The sequence below is a fragment of the Flavobacterium sp. GW821-FHT12A05 genome (genome assembly GCF_058807735.1).
Genome location: NZ_JBXAQY010000001.1, coordinates 275,662 through 295,109 on the forward strand (window position 1 = coordinate 275,662; position 19,448 = coordinate 295,109).

The 19,448-nt window shown below is 33.7% G+C and carries 19 protein-coding genes and 1 pseudogene; 16 read left to right on the forward strand and 4 right to left on the reverse strand.

Annotation, left to right across the window (positions count from 1 at the left end; translation table 11 throughout):
- Positions 1 to 52 precede the first annotated feature (52 nt).
- Entirely contained in the window at positions 53 to 1,369 is a 1,317-nt protein-coding gene (locus AC1RRQ_RS00910; protein WP_493020509.1) for an ammonium transporter, read from the reverse strand.
- A 512-nt stretch (positions 1,370 to 1,881) separates the two neighbouring features.
- On the opposite strand from AC1RRQ_RS00910, the pseudogene AC1RRQ_RS00915 reads away from it, so the two are divergent.
- From AC1RRQ_RS00915 to AC1RRQ_RS00935, 5 genes and pseudogenes are all read left to right on the forward strand, one after another.
- Positions 1,882 to 2,325, forward strand: a pseudogene (locus AC1RRQ_RS00915) (magnesium chelatase domain-containing protein); the annotation flags it as partial.
- 177 nt (positions 2,326 to 2,502) lie between these two features.
- Positions 2,503 to 3,501 carry a hypothetical protein gene (locus tag AC1RRQ_RS00920; RefSeq protein WP_493020511.1) on the forward strand — a complete coding sequence of 333 codons (999 nt, stop codon included), beginning with the start codon at positions 2,503 to 2,505 and terminating at the stop codon, positions 3,499 to 3,501.
- A gap of 6 nt (positions 3,502 to 3,507) precedes the next feature.
- On the forward strand, positions 3,508 to 4,143 hold the full coding sequence (locus AC1RRQ_RS00925) for a hypothetical protein (RefSeq protein WP_493020516.1): 636 nt from the start codon (positions 3,508 to 3,510) through the stop codon (positions 4,141 to 4,143).
- A 50-nt stretch (positions 4,144 to 4,193) separates the two neighbouring features.
- Positions 4,194 to 4,571, forward strand: coding sequence for a hypothetical protein (locus AC1RRQ_RS00930; protein ID WP_493020517.1), 378 nt, complete (start codon positions 4,194 to 4,196; stop codon positions 4,569 to 4,571).
- A 3-nt stretch (positions 4,572 to 4,574) separates the two neighbouring features.
- Positions 4,575 to 4,796, forward strand: a complete 222-nt coding sequence (locus AC1RRQ_RS00935; protein WP_493020518.1) for a hypothetical protein — start codon at positions 4,575 to 4,577, stop codon at positions 4,794 to 4,796.
- A gap of 56 nt (positions 4,797 to 4,852) precedes the next feature.
- Here the strand turns inward: AC1RRQ_RS00935 and AC1RRQ_RS00940 are convergent, their stop codons facing one another.
- From AC1RRQ_RS00940 to AC1RRQ_RS00950, 3 genes are all read right to left on the reverse strand, one after another.
- Complete coding sequence (locus AC1RRQ_RS00940) at positions 4,853 to 4,996, reverse strand: hypothetical protein (protein ID WP_493020519.1); 144 nt, start codon at positions 4,994 to 4,996, stop codon at positions 4,853 to 4,855.
- Between the two features lie 4 nt (positions 4,997 to 5,000).
- Complete coding sequence (locus AC1RRQ_RS00945; protein WP_493020521.1) at positions 5,001 to 5,447, reverse strand: hypothetical protein; 447 nt, start codon at positions 5,445 to 5,447, stop codon at positions 5,001 to 5,003.
- A 107-nt stretch (positions 5,448 to 5,554) separates the two neighbouring features.
- Entirely contained in the window at positions 5,555 to 6,427 is an 873-nt protein-coding gene (locus AC1RRQ_RS00950) for a hypothetical protein (RefSeq protein WP_493020523.1), read from the reverse strand.
- A gap of 966 nt (positions 6,428 to 7,393) precedes the next feature.
- Between AC1RRQ_RS00950 and AC1RRQ_RS00955 the strand changes: the two genes are divergently transcribed.
- From AC1RRQ_RS00955 to AC1RRQ_RS01005, 11 genes are all read left to right on the forward strand, one after another.
- Entirely contained in the window at positions 7,394 to 7,543 is a 150-nt protein-coding gene (locus AC1RRQ_RS00955) for a hypothetical protein (RefSeq protein ID WP_493020525.1), read from the forward strand.
- Positions 7,544 to 7,639: 96 nt separating this feature from the next.
- Positions 7,640 to 7,978 (forward strand): hypothetical protein, encoded by a 339-nt coding sequence (locus tag AC1RRQ_RS00960; RefSeq protein WP_493020527.1) that lies wholly within the window; start codon positions 7,640 to 7,642, stop codon positions 7,976 to 7,978.
- A gap of 101 nt (positions 7,979 to 8,079) precedes the next feature.
- On the forward strand, positions 8,080 to 8,721 hold the full coding sequence (locus AC1RRQ_RS00965; protein WP_493020529.1) for a hypothetical protein: 642 nt from the start codon (positions 8,080 to 8,082) through the stop codon (positions 8,719 to 8,721).
- A gap of 40 nt (positions 8,722 to 8,761) precedes the next feature.
- Positions 8,762 to 9,379, forward strand: coding sequence for a glycoside hydrolase family 19 protein (locus AC1RRQ_RS00970; RefSeq protein WP_493020531.1), 618 nt, complete (start codon positions 8,762 to 8,764; stop codon positions 9,377 to 9,379).
- 61 nt (positions 9,380 to 9,440) lie between these two features.
- Positions 9,441 to 10,736: a Clp protease ClpP gene (locus AC1RRQ_RS00975; RefSeq protein ID WP_493020533.1), complete on the forward strand. Its 1,296-nt coding sequence runs from the start codon at positions 9,441 to 9,443 to the stop codon at positions 10,734 to 10,736.
- A gap of 25 nt (positions 10,737 to 10,761) precedes the next feature.
- A complete protein-coding gene (locus AC1RRQ_RS00980; protein WP_493020535.1) occupies positions 10,762 to 11,682 on the forward strand; it encodes a hypothetical protein in 921 nt (306 codons plus the stop codon).
- Between the two features lie 80 nt (positions 11,683 to 11,762).
- On the forward strand, positions 11,763 to 12,341 hold the full coding sequence (locus tag AC1RRQ_RS00985; protein ID WP_493020537.1) for a hypothetical protein: 579 nt from the start codon (positions 11,763 to 11,765) through the stop codon (positions 12,339 to 12,341).
- Between the two features lie 81 nt (positions 12,342 to 12,422).
- On the forward strand, positions 12,423 to 12,719 hold the full coding sequence (locus tag AC1RRQ_RS00990; protein ID WP_493020539.1) for a hypothetical protein: 297 nt from the start codon (positions 12,423 to 12,425) through the stop codon (positions 12,717 to 12,719).
- Positions 12,719 to 13,867 (forward strand): hypothetical protein, encoded by a 1,149-nt coding sequence (locus AC1RRQ_RS00995; RefSeq protein ID WP_493020541.1) that lies wholly within the window; start codon positions 12,719 to 12,721, stop codon positions 13,865 to 13,867. The genes AC1RRQ_RS00990 and AC1RRQ_RS00995 overlap by 1 nt, the downstream gene beginning before the upstream one ends.
- Entirely contained in the window at positions 13,860 to 14,384 is a 525-nt protein-coding gene (locus tag AC1RRQ_RS01000) for a DUF6712 family protein (protein WP_493020543.1), read from the forward strand. Before AC1RRQ_RS00995 ends, AC1RRQ_RS01000 begins: the two co-directional genes overlap by 8 nt.
- Positions 14,385 to 19,394 (forward strand): beta strand repeat-containing protein, encoded by a 5,010-nt coding sequence (locus AC1RRQ_RS01005; RefSeq protein WP_493020545.1) that lies wholly within the window; start codon positions 14,385 to 14,387, stop codon positions 19,392 to 19,394.
- The last annotated feature ends 54 nt before the right edge of the window (positions 19,395 to 19,448 follow it).

Here is a 19,448-nt window from a genome sequence, read left to right on the forward strand (position 1 = left end):
ATTTAAACTTAGAGTGCTTTTTTATTTAAGGGAAAAAGGGGAAAATTAATTCTTATAAGAATTCTCCGTGTTGAGAGATATCTAAACCTAGTTCTTCTTTTTCTTCCGTAACTCTTAGAGGAGTAATTTTATTTACAACGAAGAATAAAATATAAGAACCTACAAAAGCAAAGATAGATACTACAACTAAAGCGGTTAATTGATTGATAAACAAAGTTGGAGTTCCGAAAATCAAACCTTGGTTATCTCCAACGGCCGGGTTAATTGCTTTTGAAGCGAAAACTCCAGTTAACAACATACCTACCATACCACCAACACCGTGACAAGCAAATACATCCAGAGCATCATCGATTTTTCCTTTAGGGAATTTGCTTACTACAAGGTTACTTACAATGGCAGCAAATAAACCAATAAAGATGGCGTGAGAAATACTTACGAAACCAGCAGCCGGTGTAATAGCAACAAGACCTACAACAGCTCCAATACAAGCTCCAAGTGCAGATAATTTGTGACCTAAAATTTTATCAAGGAAAACCCAGGCCATAGCCGCTGCAGCAGCTGCAACAGTAGTTGTTCCTAATGCTTGTACAGCTAAACCATTTGCTCCTAAAGCAGATCCTGCATTAAAACCAAACCATCCAAACCATAATAAACCTGTACCTAATAATACATACGTAATTCTCGCAGGATTAACTTTTTGAACTTTTCTTTTACCTAAGAACATTGCTCCGGCCAATGCTGCCCATCCAGCGCTCATGTGTACTACAGTTCCACCAGCGAAGTCAAGAACTCCCATTTTAAAGAAAACTCCATCAGGATGCCATGTCATGTGAGCAAGAGGAGAATATATAAATATGATAAATAAAACCATGAATAACAAATAAGCCCAGAAACGTACACGTTCTGCAAAAGCACCTGTAATTAATGCAGGAGTAATGATGGCAAATTTGGCCTGAAATAACGCGAATAACATAAACGGAATCGTTGGTGCAAGGCTCCAGGCAGTGCTGGTTCCAACTCCTTCAAAGAATAAATTAGTAGATGGATTTCCGATGATTCCTCCAATTGTAGGACCAAAAGCCAACCCAAAAGCAACAACAACCCATAAAATTGTAACAATTACCATTGCCATAAAACTTTGAAGCATAGTACTGATAACGTTTTTCTTACCTACCATTCCTCCGTAGAAAAATCCTAATCCTGGCGTCATTAACAATACAAAAGCAGTTGCAACGATCATCCAAGCTGTATCTCCTGTGTCAAATTTTACAGCTTCTGCCGGAATTGGGTTATCAGCGATGATAAAATTCGATATAAAGGTTAGTACCAAAATAGTGATAAGAATCACACTTAAAATAATTTTTCGCATAGTTATTTAGTTTTAAAATTTTTGATAAAAGTATAAAATCATTTAATACCCCATAAAAAAATAGGGTTGTATGTTTAATTTTTGTTAAATTTTAAATTTAACCCCTATGATTTTGCGTGAACTTCTTAAAACAAACTTAAAATTTACAATTTGACAACATTTTTTTTTCCTTAATGCCATTTTTGATAATTTTTGGGGTAATTGATTACTGTTTTTTGTAGGATAATAGATATTTGTTGTTTAAAAAATATCTATTTGGTGTTGTGTGGGATATTTTTTAAGCCTTTTTAACAATTTAAGTGATTATTTGTGAATGGGAAATATAAGCATTCGAAACAAATGAATTTATATCGCTTTAAAGCATATTAAAATAGTTTGGATTTGAGTAGAATTGTGAAGGAGATTAAAAACTCAGATTGAACTTTTATTTTAAATAATTATAAAATGTAATAAAATATTTACATTTTAATATTTTTTGATTAGTTTTAAAAACAATTAATGAAAGGAATATTATGTTAGTAAAAGTTTACGGAAGTGCGGTTTTTGGAGTAGAAGCCACAACGATTACGATCGAAGTGCATATGGATAAAGGGATTGGTTATCATTTAGTTGGACTTCCGGATAATGCAATAAAAGAAAGCAGTTATAGAATTGCAGCAGCTCTTAAAAATAATGGTTTAAGTTTTCCGGGAAAAAAAATCACGATAAATATGGCGCCCGCCGACCTTAGAAAAGAAGGTTCTGCGTATGATTTACCATTAGCAATGGGAATTTTAGTTGGTTCAGATCAGATAAAAGCACCGGAAATTGAGCAATATATTATAATGGGAGAACTTTCTCTTGACGGAAGTTTACAGCCTATTCGCGGTGCACTGCCTATTGCCATAAAAGCAAAAGAAGAAGGATATAAAGGTTTTTTTCTGCCTGTTCAAAATGTAAAAGATTTTGCATTTCTTTACTTATAGGAAGTGAAATATTTTTTAAAGAACTGATATTCAGTACTTATTAAGCTGTTGAAATTCAGGTAATATTTCTTCTAAATGATTAAAACTATGTTTATAACATAATTAGGTGCGCTAATTATTAAACAATCATTATACTAACTTTGTTTAAGAACTTTTAAACGCATAATGATGAGCAAAAATATTCCTAAGATTTCAGATAGTATTCTTAAAATCGCTGAGCAAGCTGAAAAGTTTAATAAAAATATAGCGGGCGAACATCTTAAGGTTTTAAGTAAGCTTCAAACTACAAATCATTTTGCTGCAAATAATACTATATTAAAATTAGCAACTGAACTTACTGCTTCACAAAAAATAGGAAAAACTTTAAGTAATTATAAAGTTCAAAACAGTAAAACAGCTGAGCTATTAACCCAAATTCATAAAAGCGTTGAAGCGATAAATCTGGCGTCGAATGTAAATAAGATTGATTTTAGTGCCTATTCAAATGCTAATGCTGGAAACATTTTACTTAATATTTCCAAATCTTTAAAGGAACTAAACTTTAACACTTCAAATATAATTGGTAATTATAATTTACGGGTTTCCTCATTAGCAATTAATAGTGAGCTAATGGATGCAATAAGTTTTACCGAAGAAAATGTTTCTTCAAATGAACTTCAAGAAATCGAAAAAATTATAGATGATACTAATACTATTATTGATGATGCTATTCAGAAAACTGATAATGGGGTAGAGATTTTGATGACGTATTTAAATACTCTTTCCGAAAGCAAGTTTGCAAGTAAGGCGAAGGAATATACAATGCAAATAATTATCGCAATTGTAGCAAATATTTTATATACTATTATTGCTGAAAAAATTCATCTAGTTGAAGATAAGCAAAGTATTGTCGTCAATCAATATAATACAGTTGTTAATGTAAATTCAAATGAACTAACTGTACCGCCAAGTACAGTGATTTATTCTGTGGGAAAAACTTATACTACTTTAGTACAAAAAAGCCTAGAGAAATTTAAAAGAAAGACTATAAATGGTCTTGTTAAAATCCCAATTGGGTCAAAAATATTAGTAAAGGCTGTATATCCTAAGTGGATTGAAATTTCAGTTTTAATTGATGGTCAAGAAAAAATAGGTTTTACACAGAAAGATGGCTTAGCTGAAATTTAATAAATTATGGAAGGTAGAGGATATATTATTTACATTGTTATTTTTCTAACTGGTTTAATCCCAACATTGATAAGTCTTTGGTTAAACGAAAGGGTTAAAGGAAGTGTAAAAAGTTTTTTTGATTCAAAGTTAGAAGTTCTTAAAAAAGAACATTCAAAAGAAATTGCTCAGTTTCAATCTGAGATAAATTATCTTAAATCTAAAGAGAATTTTAAGTTTACCAAACTTCACGAGGAAAGACTTATCGTTCTGGCTCAAACTTACCAATACATAAATGAAAATTTATTGTTATTGAAAAAATGCACTTCCGCTCTTAAAGATGAGCCAGGTGAAAATTTTGCCTCAATAGAAGAACAAGTATTCAAGATGGAGTATCTAAATGCTTATAGAAAATTCTTGGAATATTTTGGTGCTAAAGCAATATATTTTGATGAAGACATTGAGAATTTGATTGCTGATTTTTTTGAGGTTGCTGCAGGTGTTTATCTAGACCACAATTATAAACAAAGTGAAATTGATGCGGGCGCATTTCCAAAAGAGGAAATTAATTTCGTAGCTCTTGAATCCTATAATGCCATCACTGTAAAACTAGCACCTATCAAAAAACAAATAGAAATTAAATTTAGAGAGCTTCTTGGATAGTTAATGTTGAAAAAAAATCTTACTTTAGAGCGAACTAAAAACTATCAATTATGGCTTTATCAGATTTTTTCAGAATCAATTTACCTTACGGTATTCATAGAAATTCAAATAATGAATGGAGTGCATTTAATAGAGAATATATGCCTCTAGGATGGAATGAAATCAATACAATTGATACTACAGGTATCACGGAAAGGGGAACAGATAAACCAATTTATACAAAGTATAGTAAATTAACAGAGAAAAAATTATTAGAAATTGCTGGCTCTGCGAATATGGTAAATTATGATTCAGAGGGAAAAATTTATAGAGTATTTTTATATGATGATGGCAGTGTGCCAAGTCGAAAAAATCCCTCAAAAAAAGATTGGGATAATTATTTTGAAAAAATAAAAATGCTAAGTGGTCTAATTGCAACAAATAAATAAAATATGGGTCACAAAGTAATAAAAATCGAAGATTTAAGTATTGCAGATTTAAAAGCTGCTTATGATTTTAATGCGATGGAAAGAAAAGATTTAAGGAAATTACTAAAAGCTAGTAATACTGTTGACTATAATAGTAATGCAGGTTACAAAGAGCTAATGGTGATTCAAGAGAATCTTTATACTGCATTAGAGAACAGGGTCAGTTCTATCGAGATGATATGGTAAAATGAGAATTCACTTAAAAAAGCTACTTATTTCTAAGTAGCTTTTGTTTAGGCTGCTTAACTGTCAAGTATTTCATTTGATGTTATGATGAAATCATCAATTGCATCTTTGAATTCTTTTTGATTGTTTTCATACCTTTTTATTTCAAACATTATTTTGTTTAAAATTTCATCTTCGGGTGTTGGTTGTTCGTTGCTCATTTGGTTAGTTTTTAAGTTTTATTAGGTTTCTTTTGTTGATGTTGAAGCCAACAAAATCTTTTAAAACCATTCTTGTGTCACCGCAAGTTGTTTTTGGAGCGTATGCAGGGAAGCTTTCATACTTCTTATCATACTGGAGTCTTTCGAAGTAACATTGGTTGTCTGTATAGAAGAAAAAGATTATTGGCTCGTGGTTGATGTCTTTTGTGTGCTCCTGCATAAATTCAACCTTGGATAATTCGATTGCCGTGTTGTATGTGTAAGCTGATGCAGGATTGTTTCGACATTTAACTTCAAATACATATTCACTCCCAGTTTTACCTGTGTAGTAGCCTTCGATTCTGTCATATGAGGTTGATTCGGTGAAGGTGTATGCTGTTATTCCTTGTTGCTGAAAAAGCTCTGTCATTTTTTGTCTTTCTTTTTCTGATGCTCTTATAAAATCATTCATTTTGTTTTTAAATTAGTACTGCTTTTAGTCTGTGACCATTATTGTTTGGTATACCTATAAATATCTAGGTTTTAATGAAAACCGCTAATCGATATGTTAATATTTTGTTAATTTATTTTTGCAACTTTCATTATTTCTAAACCAGCATCTATATCTTTAATGGTATTTGTGCTTCCATTTTCTATTGAACGAGTTATTACTTTCAAATGGTAGCTATCTCTGAAGTAGTAGTTCTCTAAATGCTTCAATAAGTCATTAATTGGAATTGTTTCTTCACCAATTGTAATGTCCACATCAATTTGACCACCTTCAATTTTGAGTAATTTAGGTTCAGTTTCTTTTAGTTGAAGCTGTTTTTCTTTTATGTCTTGGTTCAGTTCTTTTACGTATTCTTTAAATTCGCTCCAATAAGTTTTAACGGTACGCTCTGACATCCCAACGATTTGTACAATACCTTTTATAGTTATTTTGTTTGGTTTATCCCAGCTTTCAATTGCTTGATAAATAGTTTCTTTTGTTTTGTCTTTTTTAAGTAATCCCATTTCAGAATTGATTATTTGCATTTTTTCTTTTTTAGATAAATTGAATTTATCATCAAAGATTATTTTTCTTAATTTATTTGGCACAGGTGTTAGCTCACCTTCTTTATCTCTTAGGTCGAATATCATATTGCAAACTCTGGTAATTGAGGTGATTGTCAACGGTGTTGATATGATTGCCTGTAGTGCGTTTATGCTTGATAAGTAGCTGTATAGTAAATTGAAATTTAATTCAGGGTTAAGACTTAAGAATGTCTTTCCAATTGAGAAGAGGAACTTTTCTCTTTTACCATATTCAATGTTTCTTGGAAGATTTATTTGGCAGACCATAATTCCTTCAGGAAATATTTGGTACTGCGAACCATTAGTGACAAAATCACTGGCGTTTGTTGTTCTTAGTAATGAAAGTAATGTTTCATCTGTTTTGTTTTGCTTTTGCATTTACTTGATTATTGACCTTTTATGTTATGCTGACCGTTTTTTTTCTGGTAGGTCAACCCTTGGGTAATTAGTCCAAGGGAAACCAGAACCAACTTGTAGGAAAATAACCTTAGTTGGATAGACAATAAATACTAACAAATTCAGGAAAAGTCAATAGAAATTGCACCTTTTTTTAAGAATTATTTTTAAATAACTGTTATTCAGTTGTTTGTATTTTGAAAAAAAGTGCAGAAATTTTTAGTTGAGAGTTGTTATGAATGAAAGGTGCAATGCCTTCTCATTATTACGTTGAGATGAGATATAACGTAAAGGTGCAATCCGTTCTCATTATTCAGTTGAAGTGGTATTGCCTTGCACTATGCAATTCCTTCGCATATTGCCGTAGGCTTAACTAATTAAAAAAATATTAATTTATTCTAATCTTATTAATAAATAAAAAGTGCAAAACGTTAGTTATTATAAAGTAATGAGAAGGGATTGCACCTTTTTGCAGGAACAATACTTCAACGCAAACCAAAGAAAGAACCATACTTCAACTTAGAAATATATCTCAACGCATAGGGCATAAAGGTATACTTCAACTAGACAAAAAGATAGGACTACACTTCAACGAAAGACCAGGTATGTGGTAACAGGTTTTAATGAACTTAAAAACGCCACCAACCACCAACGCAGGGAGAGACCCAGCCCGATACTACAATGGGTGTAAGGGATTAAATCAGATGTTTTAAGCCTTTAAAATTGTAAATTGGTGTTCACGCATCTAATAGTTAAAAGCAAGTCGGAAAAGGGGTATGTGTTAAACATATGCCAAAGTAGTTGCACGGATAGAATAAATATCGTACATTTGTGCCGTGAAGTTTTTAAAAGTATCGTAAGTATGGTTTACGACCACGACAAAGATATGAACAAAAATTGAAATAAATAATATTATTTGAAAATTTAACATTTTAAACTAAAAAAATTATGGGATTAGGTAAAGAAATTAAAAAAGAAATCAACGATGACATCGTAAAGTACAATGAAGAGATTGAAAATGACAAGGTTAAACACGAAGATGAACTTAAAGAGTATAACAAAAAATACGATGATGAACTTAATGACGAATTAGAATAATTCGTCATTTAAAACAAATAACCTTAAAAATTAGATTATGTGACAGATAAAAATGAATTAAATTAACTACTAAAAATTAACTATAAAATAAATACAATGACAATATACAGTAAAACAGAAAATGACTTTCACGGGAATGAGGTGACGGTAGGAGATACTAAATACATTCCAGATTTTGTAATTAGATTTCCAGTAAATAAAGATATAATCGACATAGATAATTGCATTTGTGTGTTCTCGATTTTAAATAGAAAAAATCTTTATGTCCGTCAATATGTAGGTGCAGAATTTTTTGAAAATTTGAACAACGAAAATATAGAGAAATCAATAAATGGGTATCTGCCTGAAACCGTATTTTGTTTTAGTAAAACAAAATTTCCACTTGAAGAATTTATTGAAGAAAAGGATTTTAAGCCTTTCTTTAAGATTAATTAAATTAAAACAACATTGACGTGAACACAAAGTAAGGAGCTTTTTACAGCTCTTTTTTTGTTTTTATAATTTACAAAATCCATATCGACAGTATAGTTGATGTAATGGATTTGATAAAAAAAAATGTAATACTTCATCTATGTGCCGATATTGGCAGTGATACGAGATACTTCAACGAAAGCAAAAACTTTGAGGTAATAAAGATTGGGGAAGAAATTGGTGTGGAAAATTATACACCGCCTAAGAATGTATATGGTGTTGTAGCTAATCCCGTATGTACACAACTATCAACAGCAAGTGGATTTCATAAACAAAATGACCTTGATAAGGGTATGTTTCTTGTCAACCACTGCATAAGAATAATTACCGAATGTATGCCTAAATGGTGGGTCATAGAGAACCCCGCAAACGGTCGATTAAAAGACGTTCTCGGTAAACCGAACTACGTGTATCAGCCTTGGCAGTACGGGTCTCCTTGGACTAAAAAAACGGCTCTATGGACAGGTGGCGAATTCGTTATGCCAGACCCAATTTATACTAATTGGGATGATGTGCCAAAGAATAAATATCTCTATGTAAGACCAACCAGACCAAAGCCAGCGTTAGCATTTCTACACAAAAGCGCAATCAAGCACATTCCAGAGTTCGAAACATTTAAGCCGTTTGTGAAAAATGATGCTGATTTCCGTTCATTATGTTCACAGGGTTTTGCTAAAGCAATGTTCGTGAGCAATAGTACTATCTAATTCAACTTTACTTTTTTGGCTTGTATGGTATCATTTGGTTATGAATCATATACAACAATTTCAATTTCAAAATGGACTAACTGCTGATGGTATCATTGGTAAAAAGACAGTTTTAAAACTTAAGGAAGTGCTTAAGATATCAAGTGATGAATCACTCGCACATTTTCTCGGTCAAATTGCACACGAGACGGGAAACTTTACACTTGATACTGAGAATCTAAATTACTCAGCTAAAGGATTACAATTGACCTTCAAGAAATACTTTCCAACCGAAGATTCAACAATTGGTTATGTAGGGGAACCAGAAAAAATAGGTTCAAAGGTCTATGCAAATCGTATGGGTAACGGTAATGAAGAATCACGTGATGGATATTTCTACCGTGGAAGAGGTGCATTGCAAACTACTGGCAAGGATAATTACTTAGCATTTGCAAAATATGTTGATGATGAAGATGTTGTTAAATATCCTGAATTATTAAATTCCAAGTACTTCTTTGAATCAGCCAAATTCTTTTTCGATAAAAACAAATTGTGGAACTTAACAAAAAAAGTAGATGATTCTTCAATAACTGCTTTGAGTAAAAGAATAAATGGTGGTAAAACTGGTCTTCAAGATAGGATTGCCAAAACAAAAGAATTTTACAAATTACTTCAGTAATCCCTAATGATAATTAGGTACTTCTTTACATCTCCAACACTCTATAGTATAGTTCCAGTATATGATAGGAACGATATATATAAACGGAGTAATTGGAGAAGATACCACACTTTTAGATGTTATCAAACAAGTTAAAGCACAATCAACATCAGAATCATTTTTAGTAAAAATCGATTCGCAAGGTGGTTATGTTGATGCTGGAAATGATATTTATAACTACTTAAAAAACTTACCTCAATCAATCACAACTTACACAACAAGAGCATACTCAATTGCCAGTGTAATTTTTATGTCTGGTGACAACAGAATCATTCCTGATGGTGCTGAAAATGCTTTGATGATTCACTTGCCTTGGCTTGAGGCTGCTGGAGACTATTCAACTCTGAATGAATATTTAGGTGAACTAAAAGCTACTGAAGATAAGCTTGTGAAATTCTATGCTGAAGCACTTGATTTAGATAAAGAGACAATTCATTCACTGCTTAAGAGTGAAACATACTTAAATGCAACGCAAGCCATCGAATTAGGCTTTGCAACACAACTACAGGTTGCACAAAAAGCGGTTGCAATATTACACAATAACAAAGAAGAAAAAGAAGAAGGTTTAATGAATAAACTAAACAGAAAAATTGATAGCATAATGAATTTGTTATCAGGAAAAATAAAAGCTGAATTAATTCTTCAAGATGCAACTGGTGTTGAATTGGTCTTTCCAGATTTAGATTCAACCGAAGTACCAACTGCTGATGCAACCGTAACGGTTGATAGCAAGCCAGCTGAAGGTGAGTTTATAATGCCTGATGGTTCAACAATCATTGCTAATAACGGTATTGTAACTGAAATCAAAACATCTGAGGGTGAAGAACCAATTGAAGAAACTGAATCTGAAACAGAAGAACCACTAGCAAAAGCTGAGATTATCAAAGAGGTTGCAAAATGGGAAATCAACGTGAACAACACAAGTTTTGAGGTTGGCGAGATTTTGAAATATACCTACGAAGAAGTTGAGTACAGTGTGTCAGCAGGAGAATATGAACTAACAGACGGTAGCAGAGTAATTGCTGATGCTGATGGGAAAATTGTTGAAATCAAACCAGCTATTGCAGAACCAGCGGTTGATGACACTGAGACAGAAGAGCCAGTTGAGAGTAACAATGAAGACGTTGAAAAATTACTTGAAGTAATCGAAGCAATGGCAAAAAAGAATTCAGAATTGGAAAATAAATTCAACGTTTTGGCAAAAAATATTGGTTCTGATTTCAACACAAAAAGTACAAAGGAAAACAAAACAAACGTGAAAGCTTCAGCCGAAAACACAAGCAGAGCCTTTCAAATATTAACCTCAAAAACAAAATAACATAAGGAAAAAAACAAAAACAAAAATGGCATATAATGTAAGTCAATTGGCGAACTATACGGAAGAACAAAATTTTCCAATTTTAAAAGCTTCAATCTTAGGAGCTAAAACAGCCTCTTTATTCCAATTGCAGACAGGAATTAAATCAAGCTCTGCTATCAACTTAATGGATGTTGATGTTGTATTACAAAATGATTCAGTTGGTTCTGATGTAGCTGGTGGTGGTGACGTGAAATTTTCACAAAGAATGCTTTCAGTTGCTCCAATTGCTGTACGTGAATTCTTTGACCCAAAAGTATTAAACCAAAAGTACGTTCAATCACAAATGAAAGCTGGTTCAGCTGATGACGAAGTTGTATTTGAAAAAGAAATAGTTGACGCTGTAACTGATAAAGTTGCCGCTAAAATGGAAAATGCACTTTGGAAAGGTGATGTAACACTTACTTCAAATTCGGATTTGAAACACTTCGACGGATATTTAAAACTTATCAATGGTGCTACTGGTGTAACTTCAACAACAGCTGCAACATTTACAACTGCAAATGCAATTGCATCAATTGACTCATTATATGCTCTAATTCCAGTTGAAGTACTTGATGCTGAAGATATGTGTGTTTATATGGGTAGAGATTACTTCAGAACATACACAACTGCATTGAAAACTGCAAACTTATTCCACTACAACGCTGATTCAACTGACGGAGAAATTACGATTCCTGGCACTCAAATTAAAATCATTGCTTTAAACGGATTAAACGGTGCAAAAGCTGTGGTTGCTGGTAGAAAATCAAACTTCTGGATTGGAACTGATTTAGAAGGTGAAGAAGATAATGCTTCAACTGTTTACATCGATGCAATCGAGAAAGTTAAGATGAAAATCGCTTTCAAATATGGTGCGCAAATCGCATTCCCACAAGAATTAACAGTATTAAAAGTAACTGCATAATTTACCTAAAGAACTGGGTGCTGTTAGTAAGTACCCAAATCTTTGAATAATAACGAAAAGAAAAAAAGATGGAATAAAATATGTCTTGTATAAATAAATTAACTGCCAATATCGCTTATGATTGTAATGCTACAAACAGAGCAAAAGGTGGTTTAGAATCAAAAGCTGTACTAATTAATACAGTTGACATTGATTTAACAGCTCTTACTCAATCAGGTGCTACAGTAACGAACTTAACGCTTAATGCTGGCGCAACAGGTTATGAAATTGGTTGGATTAAACAATTAGGTTCAACTGCTAGTGAGTTTGCAGTTAACGATGGATTAGATACTTTCTCTCACTCATTTGCTTGTAGAGTTTTTGGTCAAGGTTCAGCGGATGCTGAAAGAATTAAAGAATTATCTCAAGGTGAATTTGTGGTTGTTGTTGAAACAAAATATAAAGGAACTGGAAATGTGGATAGTTATAAAGTGTTTGGAATTGAAAACGGATTAAAAATGTCAGAAGGTTCATTTACATCTTTAGAAAATGATGGTTCATTCTTATTCACACTTTCAAGTGTAGAAAACTTCGGTGAATCTTATCCTTACAAAATATACTTAGAAGGAACTTATGCTGCTTCAAAAGCAAAATTTGAAGATTTATTTGCTAGTGCGTAAATCACTTTACAAAGAGCGATGACAATCGTATAATTAAGGTAGATGGTGTTGAGCTATCTACCTTTTTTAATTTATAAAACAATGGAAAAAACAAATAAAACTTGTTGCAAAAAAACTGCTAAGGTCAAAGTTGAAACGCTTATATCAACTATTAATAATGAAGTGATTGTAGAAAGTAATTTCAAATTAAGAAGTGATTTAGGTGTTACAAGAATAACATTTAATGACGGTCAATCAATTTCGCAAACTGATGCACCAGATGAAACTTGTATGGGTTTCTTAAAAGCTAATCCAAGCAGAATATCAATGTTTGAGAAATATCCAGAAAACTGGCAGGAATTGATTAAAAATAACGAAAAAGAAAATGAAGATGAATAGTGAAGATAAAGCTAGTTGATGTTGATAATAGATTATCAATAAAATATAACAGTGTAGATGGAATTTTTAATTGGGGTCTTGATAATGCATACCCTCAACTGGTTAAAAGTCTTATCAATTCAAGTGTTACCTCTAAACAATGTGTTGACCTAAATTCAAAATACATTTATGGAAAAGGTTTTGAATTCACTAAAAATACAACTGACAAGAATAGTCTTATTGTAAATAAGCGTGGCTTAAACATAAATCAATTACTTAGAGTTGTTAGCCGAGAGTTCTCAGAGCAAAATAATGTGTTCTTACACATAAATTATAATGCTTTATATGAAATTATATCAGTTGATTTATTAACTGCTGAGGACGTTCGAATTGGGAAATCTGATTCAACAGGATATTCGGGTAAGTTCGTGGTCTATGACAACTGGGACAAATCAAAAAGTAAAAAAATTGAAAAAAAAGAATTTAATCTAATAGATAGATATAATTCATCACCAAATATAATTGAAGCACAAGTTGAATCTGCTGGTGGATGGAATAAATATAAAGGACAAATATTACACATTACCGCTGACTTCAACGAATTGTACAGTTTAAGTGATGTTGATTCAGTGTTATACGATTCAGATTCGGAATTTCAAGCATCTGTATTTAAAAATTCAGGTTTAAGAAAAGGTTTTTTTGGAGCTAAATTATTTGTTACAAAGCCATTTGAAAATGATATTGAGCGTAGAGACTTTGAGAAAACTATTAACGATTTAAAAGGTTCTGAAAATTCAAGTGGTGTATTGTTACTAGAATCAAATAATGCTACAGATATTTTAGCTGACCAAATGATAATTCAAAACATTGATTCAAATATCGATGATAAACAATTTGAATCGAGTGAACAATCTTCAGCAAAAAATATTAGAAAAGCTTTTGGTGTACCATCAATTTTAATTGAAGATGGAGATAATTCAATATTTGGTCAATCTGGCGAACTTTTAAAGGAAGCCAAAAAAACGCACTGGGAGAACAAAGAAGAAGAAAGAAATATCATTACAGATGCTTTTGAACTATTGTTTTCAAACTTTCATCAACCGATTAATCCAGATAACAATTGGACAATAACGCCAATCATTCAAATAGCAGAGCCAACAAATGAATAATCTCTTAACTCCTGAGCAAATAAAAAATTATAAGGATATAGGTACCAAAACTGATAATAATAAAATCAATCCAATTATTGAGCAAGCCCAAATTGTGGAATTGAAATCTACTCTTGGTGACCGTTTTTATTTTGATGTTTTAGCCAATAAAGATAATCCAGATTACGCATCATTATTCAGTGGTTGTGCATTCACATATCTTAATGTGAACTATTACCAAGATGGATTGAATTCATTATTGGCAGATTACTTTATGTCCAAATATGTACTTCAGATAAATATCAACTTCACACCTTTCGGAGCGACTCAAAAGCTTTCAAATGATAGCGAAGCAACTGATAGAAACTCGCTTAAAGATGTAAGCACCCAACACCTACAATTGGCTGGTGCTAGATGGGAAATCATCTACTTATATCTTAATGCAAATCCAGCTTTGTTTCCAAACTGGAAAAATAACATTTTCGGTTCTGAATCATCATTAGACGGTAACAGAACATTTAGATTCAGAAAAATATAAATGCAAGTAATTAACAATGTAAATTCAACGACTTTTACAATTAATGGATTAAAATATGTAAAAAACTTTATTGTAATAAAGCAAGGTTCAAACAACATTGCCATACATAACTATTTTGATACGAACTTTCAATTAATGCCTAGCACACCTTTTAACCAAGTGCAGGTTGATGGAAGTATTTATACAAGTCAAAGCCAATTGATGTCTGTTTTGTCGCCTCTTTTATTTGTAAAAGAAGGTGGTTCTGGTGGTGGAGATGTAGAAAGCGTAAACGGAAAAACGGGTGTTGTTATCCTTACTAAAGATGATTTTGGATTATCTAATGTTGACAATACTTCTGATGCTAATAAGCCAGTTTCAACAGCTCAAGCATCAGCTATTAATACAGCACAATCTAATGCTGTCAATTCAGCAAACGCCTATACTGACTCTAAAGTTTTATGGAGTGTTGGCACTGGACTAGATGCAATATTGTCAAAAAATGCAAGTAATATTGCTTCAGGTGCTTATTCAGTAGCTTATGGTAATTCAAATATTGCATCGGGAACTTATTCTAATGCTACGGGTTATTTTACGACTGCTTCGGGTAATTCTTCTCACGCTGAAGGTGAATACACATTCTCGATGGGTCAAGCTTCACACGCTGAAGGTTGGGCTACATCTGCCACTACGTATACAGCACACGCAGAAGGACATCAAACAAAAGCTATCGGTTATGGTTCACACTCGCAAGGTGCTGATACTATCGCTTCGGGCGAAACATCACACGCTGAAGGTCACACTACTCGTGCTTTAGGAAATTCTTCTCACGCAGAAGGTAGATTAAGTATTGCACAAGGTGATTGGTCTCACGTTGAAGGTCGTTCAGGTATTGCTGGTGGATTAGGTTCTCACGTTGAAGGTCTATCTGGTGCAACTTCTACCAATGCTATTTATTCTCACGTTGAAGGTATTGGTTCAAAAACTGATGGTACTTATGCTCACGCAGAAGGTTACTTCACTCAGGCAAACGGAAATAATTCACATTCAGAAGGTGCCGCTACACAAGCTATTGGGGCTCAATCACACTCTGAAGGTACAAATACTGTAGCAAGTGGTAATTCATCACACGCTGAGGGACAATTTTCTCAAGCAATTGGTAATTACAGTCACGCTGAAGGCAATTCAACTGAAGCTAGAGGTTTAGGAACTCACACAGAAGGTGGTTTAACAGTTGCTATTGGTCAGTATTCACACGCAGAAGGTTATTCTTCAGAGGCAAACGGACAATATGCTCACGCTGAAGGTTATGATACAAGTGCTTTTGGAGTTTATTCTCACTCACAAAACAAAAATACAACAGCAAATGGATTTGGTTCGCACGCTGGTGGTGTTGAAAGTGTTGCTTGGGGTGACGCTTCATTTGTACACGGTTCAGGTTCAACTGCTAATAATGACCACGTAATTGTTTTGGGTGCTGGAATTACTGGTAATACCGCTCATACAACATTTGTAGACCAGTTAAATATTAAAAGAGTTGGTACTGGTATTGTTGCAAATAATTTAGGTATTGATTCAACAGGTAAAGTCGTTATCGGCTCAGCTGGTTCTGGTGGAACTGGAACAAATTATTGGTCAGCTTCAACTGGGACGAATTCATTTGTAACTGTAAATTCAAATTCTGTTGCATCTGGTGATTATTCAATCGCTACTGGTAATGGGTCAAAAGCTACTGGATATACTTCACACGCTGAAGGTTTTGAAACACTAGCTGGTGGTAACGACTCGCACGCTGAAGGTTCATCAACTAAAGCATTAGGTAATAACTCTCACGCTGAAGGTGGAGCTACAAGAGCAACAGGAAGTGAAGCACACTCTGAAGGTCTTAATACGTTAGCTTCTGGTAATCAATCACACGCAGAAGGTTATGGAACTTCTGCAACTACACAATCATCTCACGCAGAAGGACACTACACCAGAGCATCAGGTTCATACAGCCACGCTCAAGGTTATGGTTCTCAAGCATTGGGATTTTATTCACACGCACAGGGTGTTAATACTATTGCGTTAGGTGAGGCAACATTTGCAAGTGGTAGAGATTCACAAGCATCAGCTGTAAACTCATTCGTTCACGGTTCAGGTTCAACTGCCACTGGTGTAAATTCAGTTGTTTTAGGTGCGAATATCATTGGTGGATTTGATAATACAACTTTCGTTGATAAATTAAGCATCAAAACTATTCATAATGGAACACCATTGTTTAACTTAGGTTTAGATGTAAATGGTTTAGTTGTAACAGGAACAACAGGTGGCAGTATATCATCATATTGGTCAGCTGGAACTGGTATTAACGCTATTGTTCAAATTGGCTCAGGGTCAAAAGCATCTGGCGATTCAGCAGTAGCTATCGGTTTACAAACAAACGCAGGTGGTTCTTACTCATTGGCTGAAGGAGCTAGCACATTCGCATTGGGTACGTCATCACACGCTGAAGGTTTTAATACTCAAGCATTAGGCTATTCATCACACGCTGAAGGTAATTATTCAATTGCATCTGGTTCAGCATCACACGCTGGTGGTTATCAAACTAAAGCAAATGGATTTTCATCATTTGTTCACGGTAGTGGTTCAACAGTAAATGGAGATAACTCAATAGTATTAGGAGCAAATATTACTGGTAATACAGCTAACACGACATATGTCGATAAATTCAATATCAAAAATTTAGGTCTAGGAACACCAGTTAATAATTTAGCTGTTGATGCTTCTGGAAATGTTGTTATTGGAGCGAGTGGTTCAACAGTTGCTTCTTTGTGGGAAGCTGGTTCTGGAGCTAATTCTGTAAAAGTAGTTGGAGCTAGTACACAGGCAAATGGAATGTTTTCTGTTGCAGTTGGCACTTCTGGCAGAGCTATAGGTTACGCCTCATTTGCTGAGGGTTATAATGGTAGAGCAAATGGTGATTTTTCACACGTTGAAGGTGGTGGATGTATTACATCTGGTCAATCATCACACGCAGAAGGTAACACAACCCAAGCTTTGTCAGTTGCTGCTCACTCAGAAGGTATTGGTACAATTGCAAGAGCTGAATATTCACACGCTGAAGGAATTCAATCAGAAGCAAATAATACAGGCGCTCACGCAGAAGGTTTGGCTTCAAAAGCAAATGGACAATATTCACACGCAGAAGGAGCGCATACACAATCAAATGGTGAAAGTTCTCACGCACAAGGTTCTTATAGCAAAGCTAATGGTTATGTTTCTCACGCTGGAGGTTACGTAACAGAAGCAAATGGTAATGCTTCTTTTGTACACGGAACTGGCTCGACAGCTAACGGTGATTTCTCAATTGTGTTAGGTCAAAATATTACTGGTAATACTGATAATACAACCTATGTTGATAGATTAAATGTAAAACGTTTAGCTTCAGGTACTGCTGTAAATAATCTAGGAATTGATGCAAGCGGTAATATAGTTGCAGGAACAAGCGGTTCAACAGGTGGTGGTTCAGGAATTACAAACTCTGGAACAACAGGAACAATTCCATTAACATTTGCTGGTGGTAATTTAGGTGATTCTATCGCTAAACAATCAGGTAACACTGTAAGTTTTGGTACTGTAATAACAGGTCAAACAATTGCGAGTGGTTTTGAAGGTGGTGTTTTAGCTCCATTTACGACTTCAAGTCCATCTTGGATTGTTCAAAGTGCTGTTACAAGAACTGGTACTTATGCCGTTAAATCTGGTACAGCTAGTGTTAGTGATAAATCTACTATGCAATATATAAATACAAGTAATAGTGTTGTAACTGTTTCATTGTATTATAAAACCAGTATGTCATATGCTGAATTTATAATAACAATTAATGATGTTAATGTAATAACGCCAGTTAACAGTACTGTTAACTGGACATTAGCAACATTCAATATGAGTTATAATGATGTGTTGAAGATAACTCTTCAGACAGATTATTTCAATGATGCTATTGCTTATGTTGATGATTTCTTAGTTACAAATGTCACTGTCAATACTGGTGATGTAAAAGCCGCTAAATTCATTAAATATGGTGGAACTTCAAGTGAAGTTTTATTAGCCGATGGTAGCTCAAGATTATTAACAACTAATTGGTATGCTGAACCACCAACACCACCAGCTGTTGCACCATTTATTGAGTCAGGTAAATATAGTTTAGTTTTCGGTGACGGAGCTAAGTCTTATGGAACTGGACAAATTGTTATGGGTGATGGTGCTGGTAGAACAAATACCTATACTGATAATACAATTATAATTGGAAGAAATGCTGGTACTAGTGCAAATAATTATGGTCTTAACGATTCAGTTCTTATTGGAGCTGGGGCTGGTCAAGACTGTTATGCTAGTAATGCATTGATGATTGGTAATTCGGCTGGTCAATATAGTCAATCAAATAATGGTTTATTCTTAGGACAAAGTGCTGGTTCACAAACAAATTTTGCAAATGATTGTATTTTTATTGGTTATAATTCTGGTAGTAGTTCGGTTAATCCAGAGTATTGTACATTTATTGGTTCATTTGCTGGTTCAAGTGTTAAGGAAACTGATTACTCTTTCTTTGCAGGGTATTCCGCTGGTCAAAGTGCTTCAGGTGCGAGTAATTCAATTGTAATTGGTCGTAGAGCTGGTTCAGTTGATAGCAGTTCAAGAAGCTATGGTGAAAACAATATTATTCTTGGAACAAATATCTCATTAACATCAGGTGTTACAAACACTTTAAATATTGGTGGTGTTTTATTTGGTACTGGCTTATATAATGATGCTAATGGAGATACATCTTATTCAGCTCAAACTAATGGTAAAATTGGTATTGGTGTTACATCACCAACCGAAAAATTAGACATAGCAGGAGCAGTTAAAATTGGTGATGGTGGTTATACTTCAATTACTAATGGTGCTACCACACCAATACCAAGTGGTGGTGCTGGAACAATGGTTTTCTTAAGTGGTCACTTCTTTGGTTTTGATGGAACAAATTGGAAACAATTAGATAATTAATAGCCCAAAATAACATAAAACTCTAAAATATGAGTGAATAAATTAATTGATTTA

Excerpts from the sequence above, each read along its gene's own strand:
- AC1RRQ_RS00965 (WP_493020529.1), top strand. The coding sequence starts at position 8,080 with ATGGATTTGATAAAAAAAAATGTAATACTTCATCTATGTGCCGATATT.
- AC1RRQ_RS01000 (WP_493020543.1), top strand. The coding sequence starts at position 13,860 with ATGAATAATCTCTTAACTCCTGAGCAAATAAAAAATTATAAGGATATA.
- AC1RRQ_RS00955 (WP_493020525.1), top strand. The coding sequence starts at position 7,394 with ATGGGATTAGGTAAAGAAATTAAAAAAGAAATCAACGATGACATCGTA.
- AC1RRQ_RS00970 (WP_493020531.1), top strand. The coding sequence starts at position 8,762 with ATGAATCATATACAACAATTTCAATTTCAAAATGGACTAACTGCTGAT.
- AC1RRQ_RS00930 (WP_493020517.1), top strand. The coding sequence starts at position 4,194 with ATGGCTTTATCAGATTTTTTCAGAATCAATTTACCTTACGGTATTCAT.
- AC1RRQ_RS00950 (WP_493020523.1), bottom strand. The coding sequence starts at position 6,427 with ATGCAAAAGCAAAACAAAACAGATGAAACATTACTTTCATTACTAAGA.
- AC1RRQ_RS00910 (WP_493020509.1), bottom strand. The coding sequence starts at position 1,369 with ATGCGAAAAATTATTTTAAGTGTGATTCTTATCACTATTTTGGTACTA.
- AC1RRQ_RS00945 (WP_493020521.1), bottom strand. The coding sequence starts at position 5,447 with ATGAATGATTTTATAAGAGCATCAGAAAAAGAAAGACAAAAAATGACA.
- AC1RRQ_RS00920 (WP_493020511.1), top strand. The coding sequence starts at position 2,503 with ATGAGCAAAAATATTCCTAAGATTTCAGATAGTATTCTTAAAATCGCT.
- AC1RRQ_RS00975 (WP_493020533.1), top strand. The coding sequence starts at position 9,441 with ATGATAGGAACGATATATATAAACGGAGTAATTGGAGAAGATACCACA.
- AC1RRQ_RS00985 (WP_493020537.1), top strand. The coding sequence starts at position 11,763 with ATGTCTTGTATAAATAAATTAACTGCCAATATCGCTTATGATTGTAAT.
- AC1RRQ_RS00940 (WP_493020519.1), bottom strand. The coding sequence starts at position 4,996 with ATGAGCAACGAACAACCAACACCCGAAGATGAAATTTTAAACAAAATA.
- AC1RRQ_RS00980 (WP_493020535.1), top strand. The coding sequence starts at position 10,762 with ATGGCATATAATGTAAGTCAATTGGCGAACTATACGGAAGAACAAAAT.
- AC1RRQ_RS00925 (WP_493020516.1), top strand. The coding sequence starts at position 3,508 with ATGGAAGGTAGAGGATATATTATTTACATTGTTATTTTTCTAACTGGT.
- AC1RRQ_RS01005 (WP_493020545.1), top strand. The coding sequence starts at position 14,385 with ATGCAAGTAATTAACAATGTAAATTCAACGACTTTTACAATTAATGGA.
- AC1RRQ_RS00960 (WP_493020527.1), top strand. The coding sequence starts at position 7,640 with ATGACAATATACAGTAAAACAGAAAATGACTTTCACGGGAATGAGGTG.
- AC1RRQ_RS00990 (WP_493020539.1), top strand. The coding sequence starts at position 12,423 with ATGGAAAAAACAAATAAAACTTGTTGCAAAAAAACTGCTAAGGTCAAA.
- AC1RRQ_RS00935 (WP_493020518.1), top strand. The coding sequence starts at position 4,575 with ATGGGTCACAAAGTAATAAAAATCGAAGATTTAAGTATTGCAGATTTA.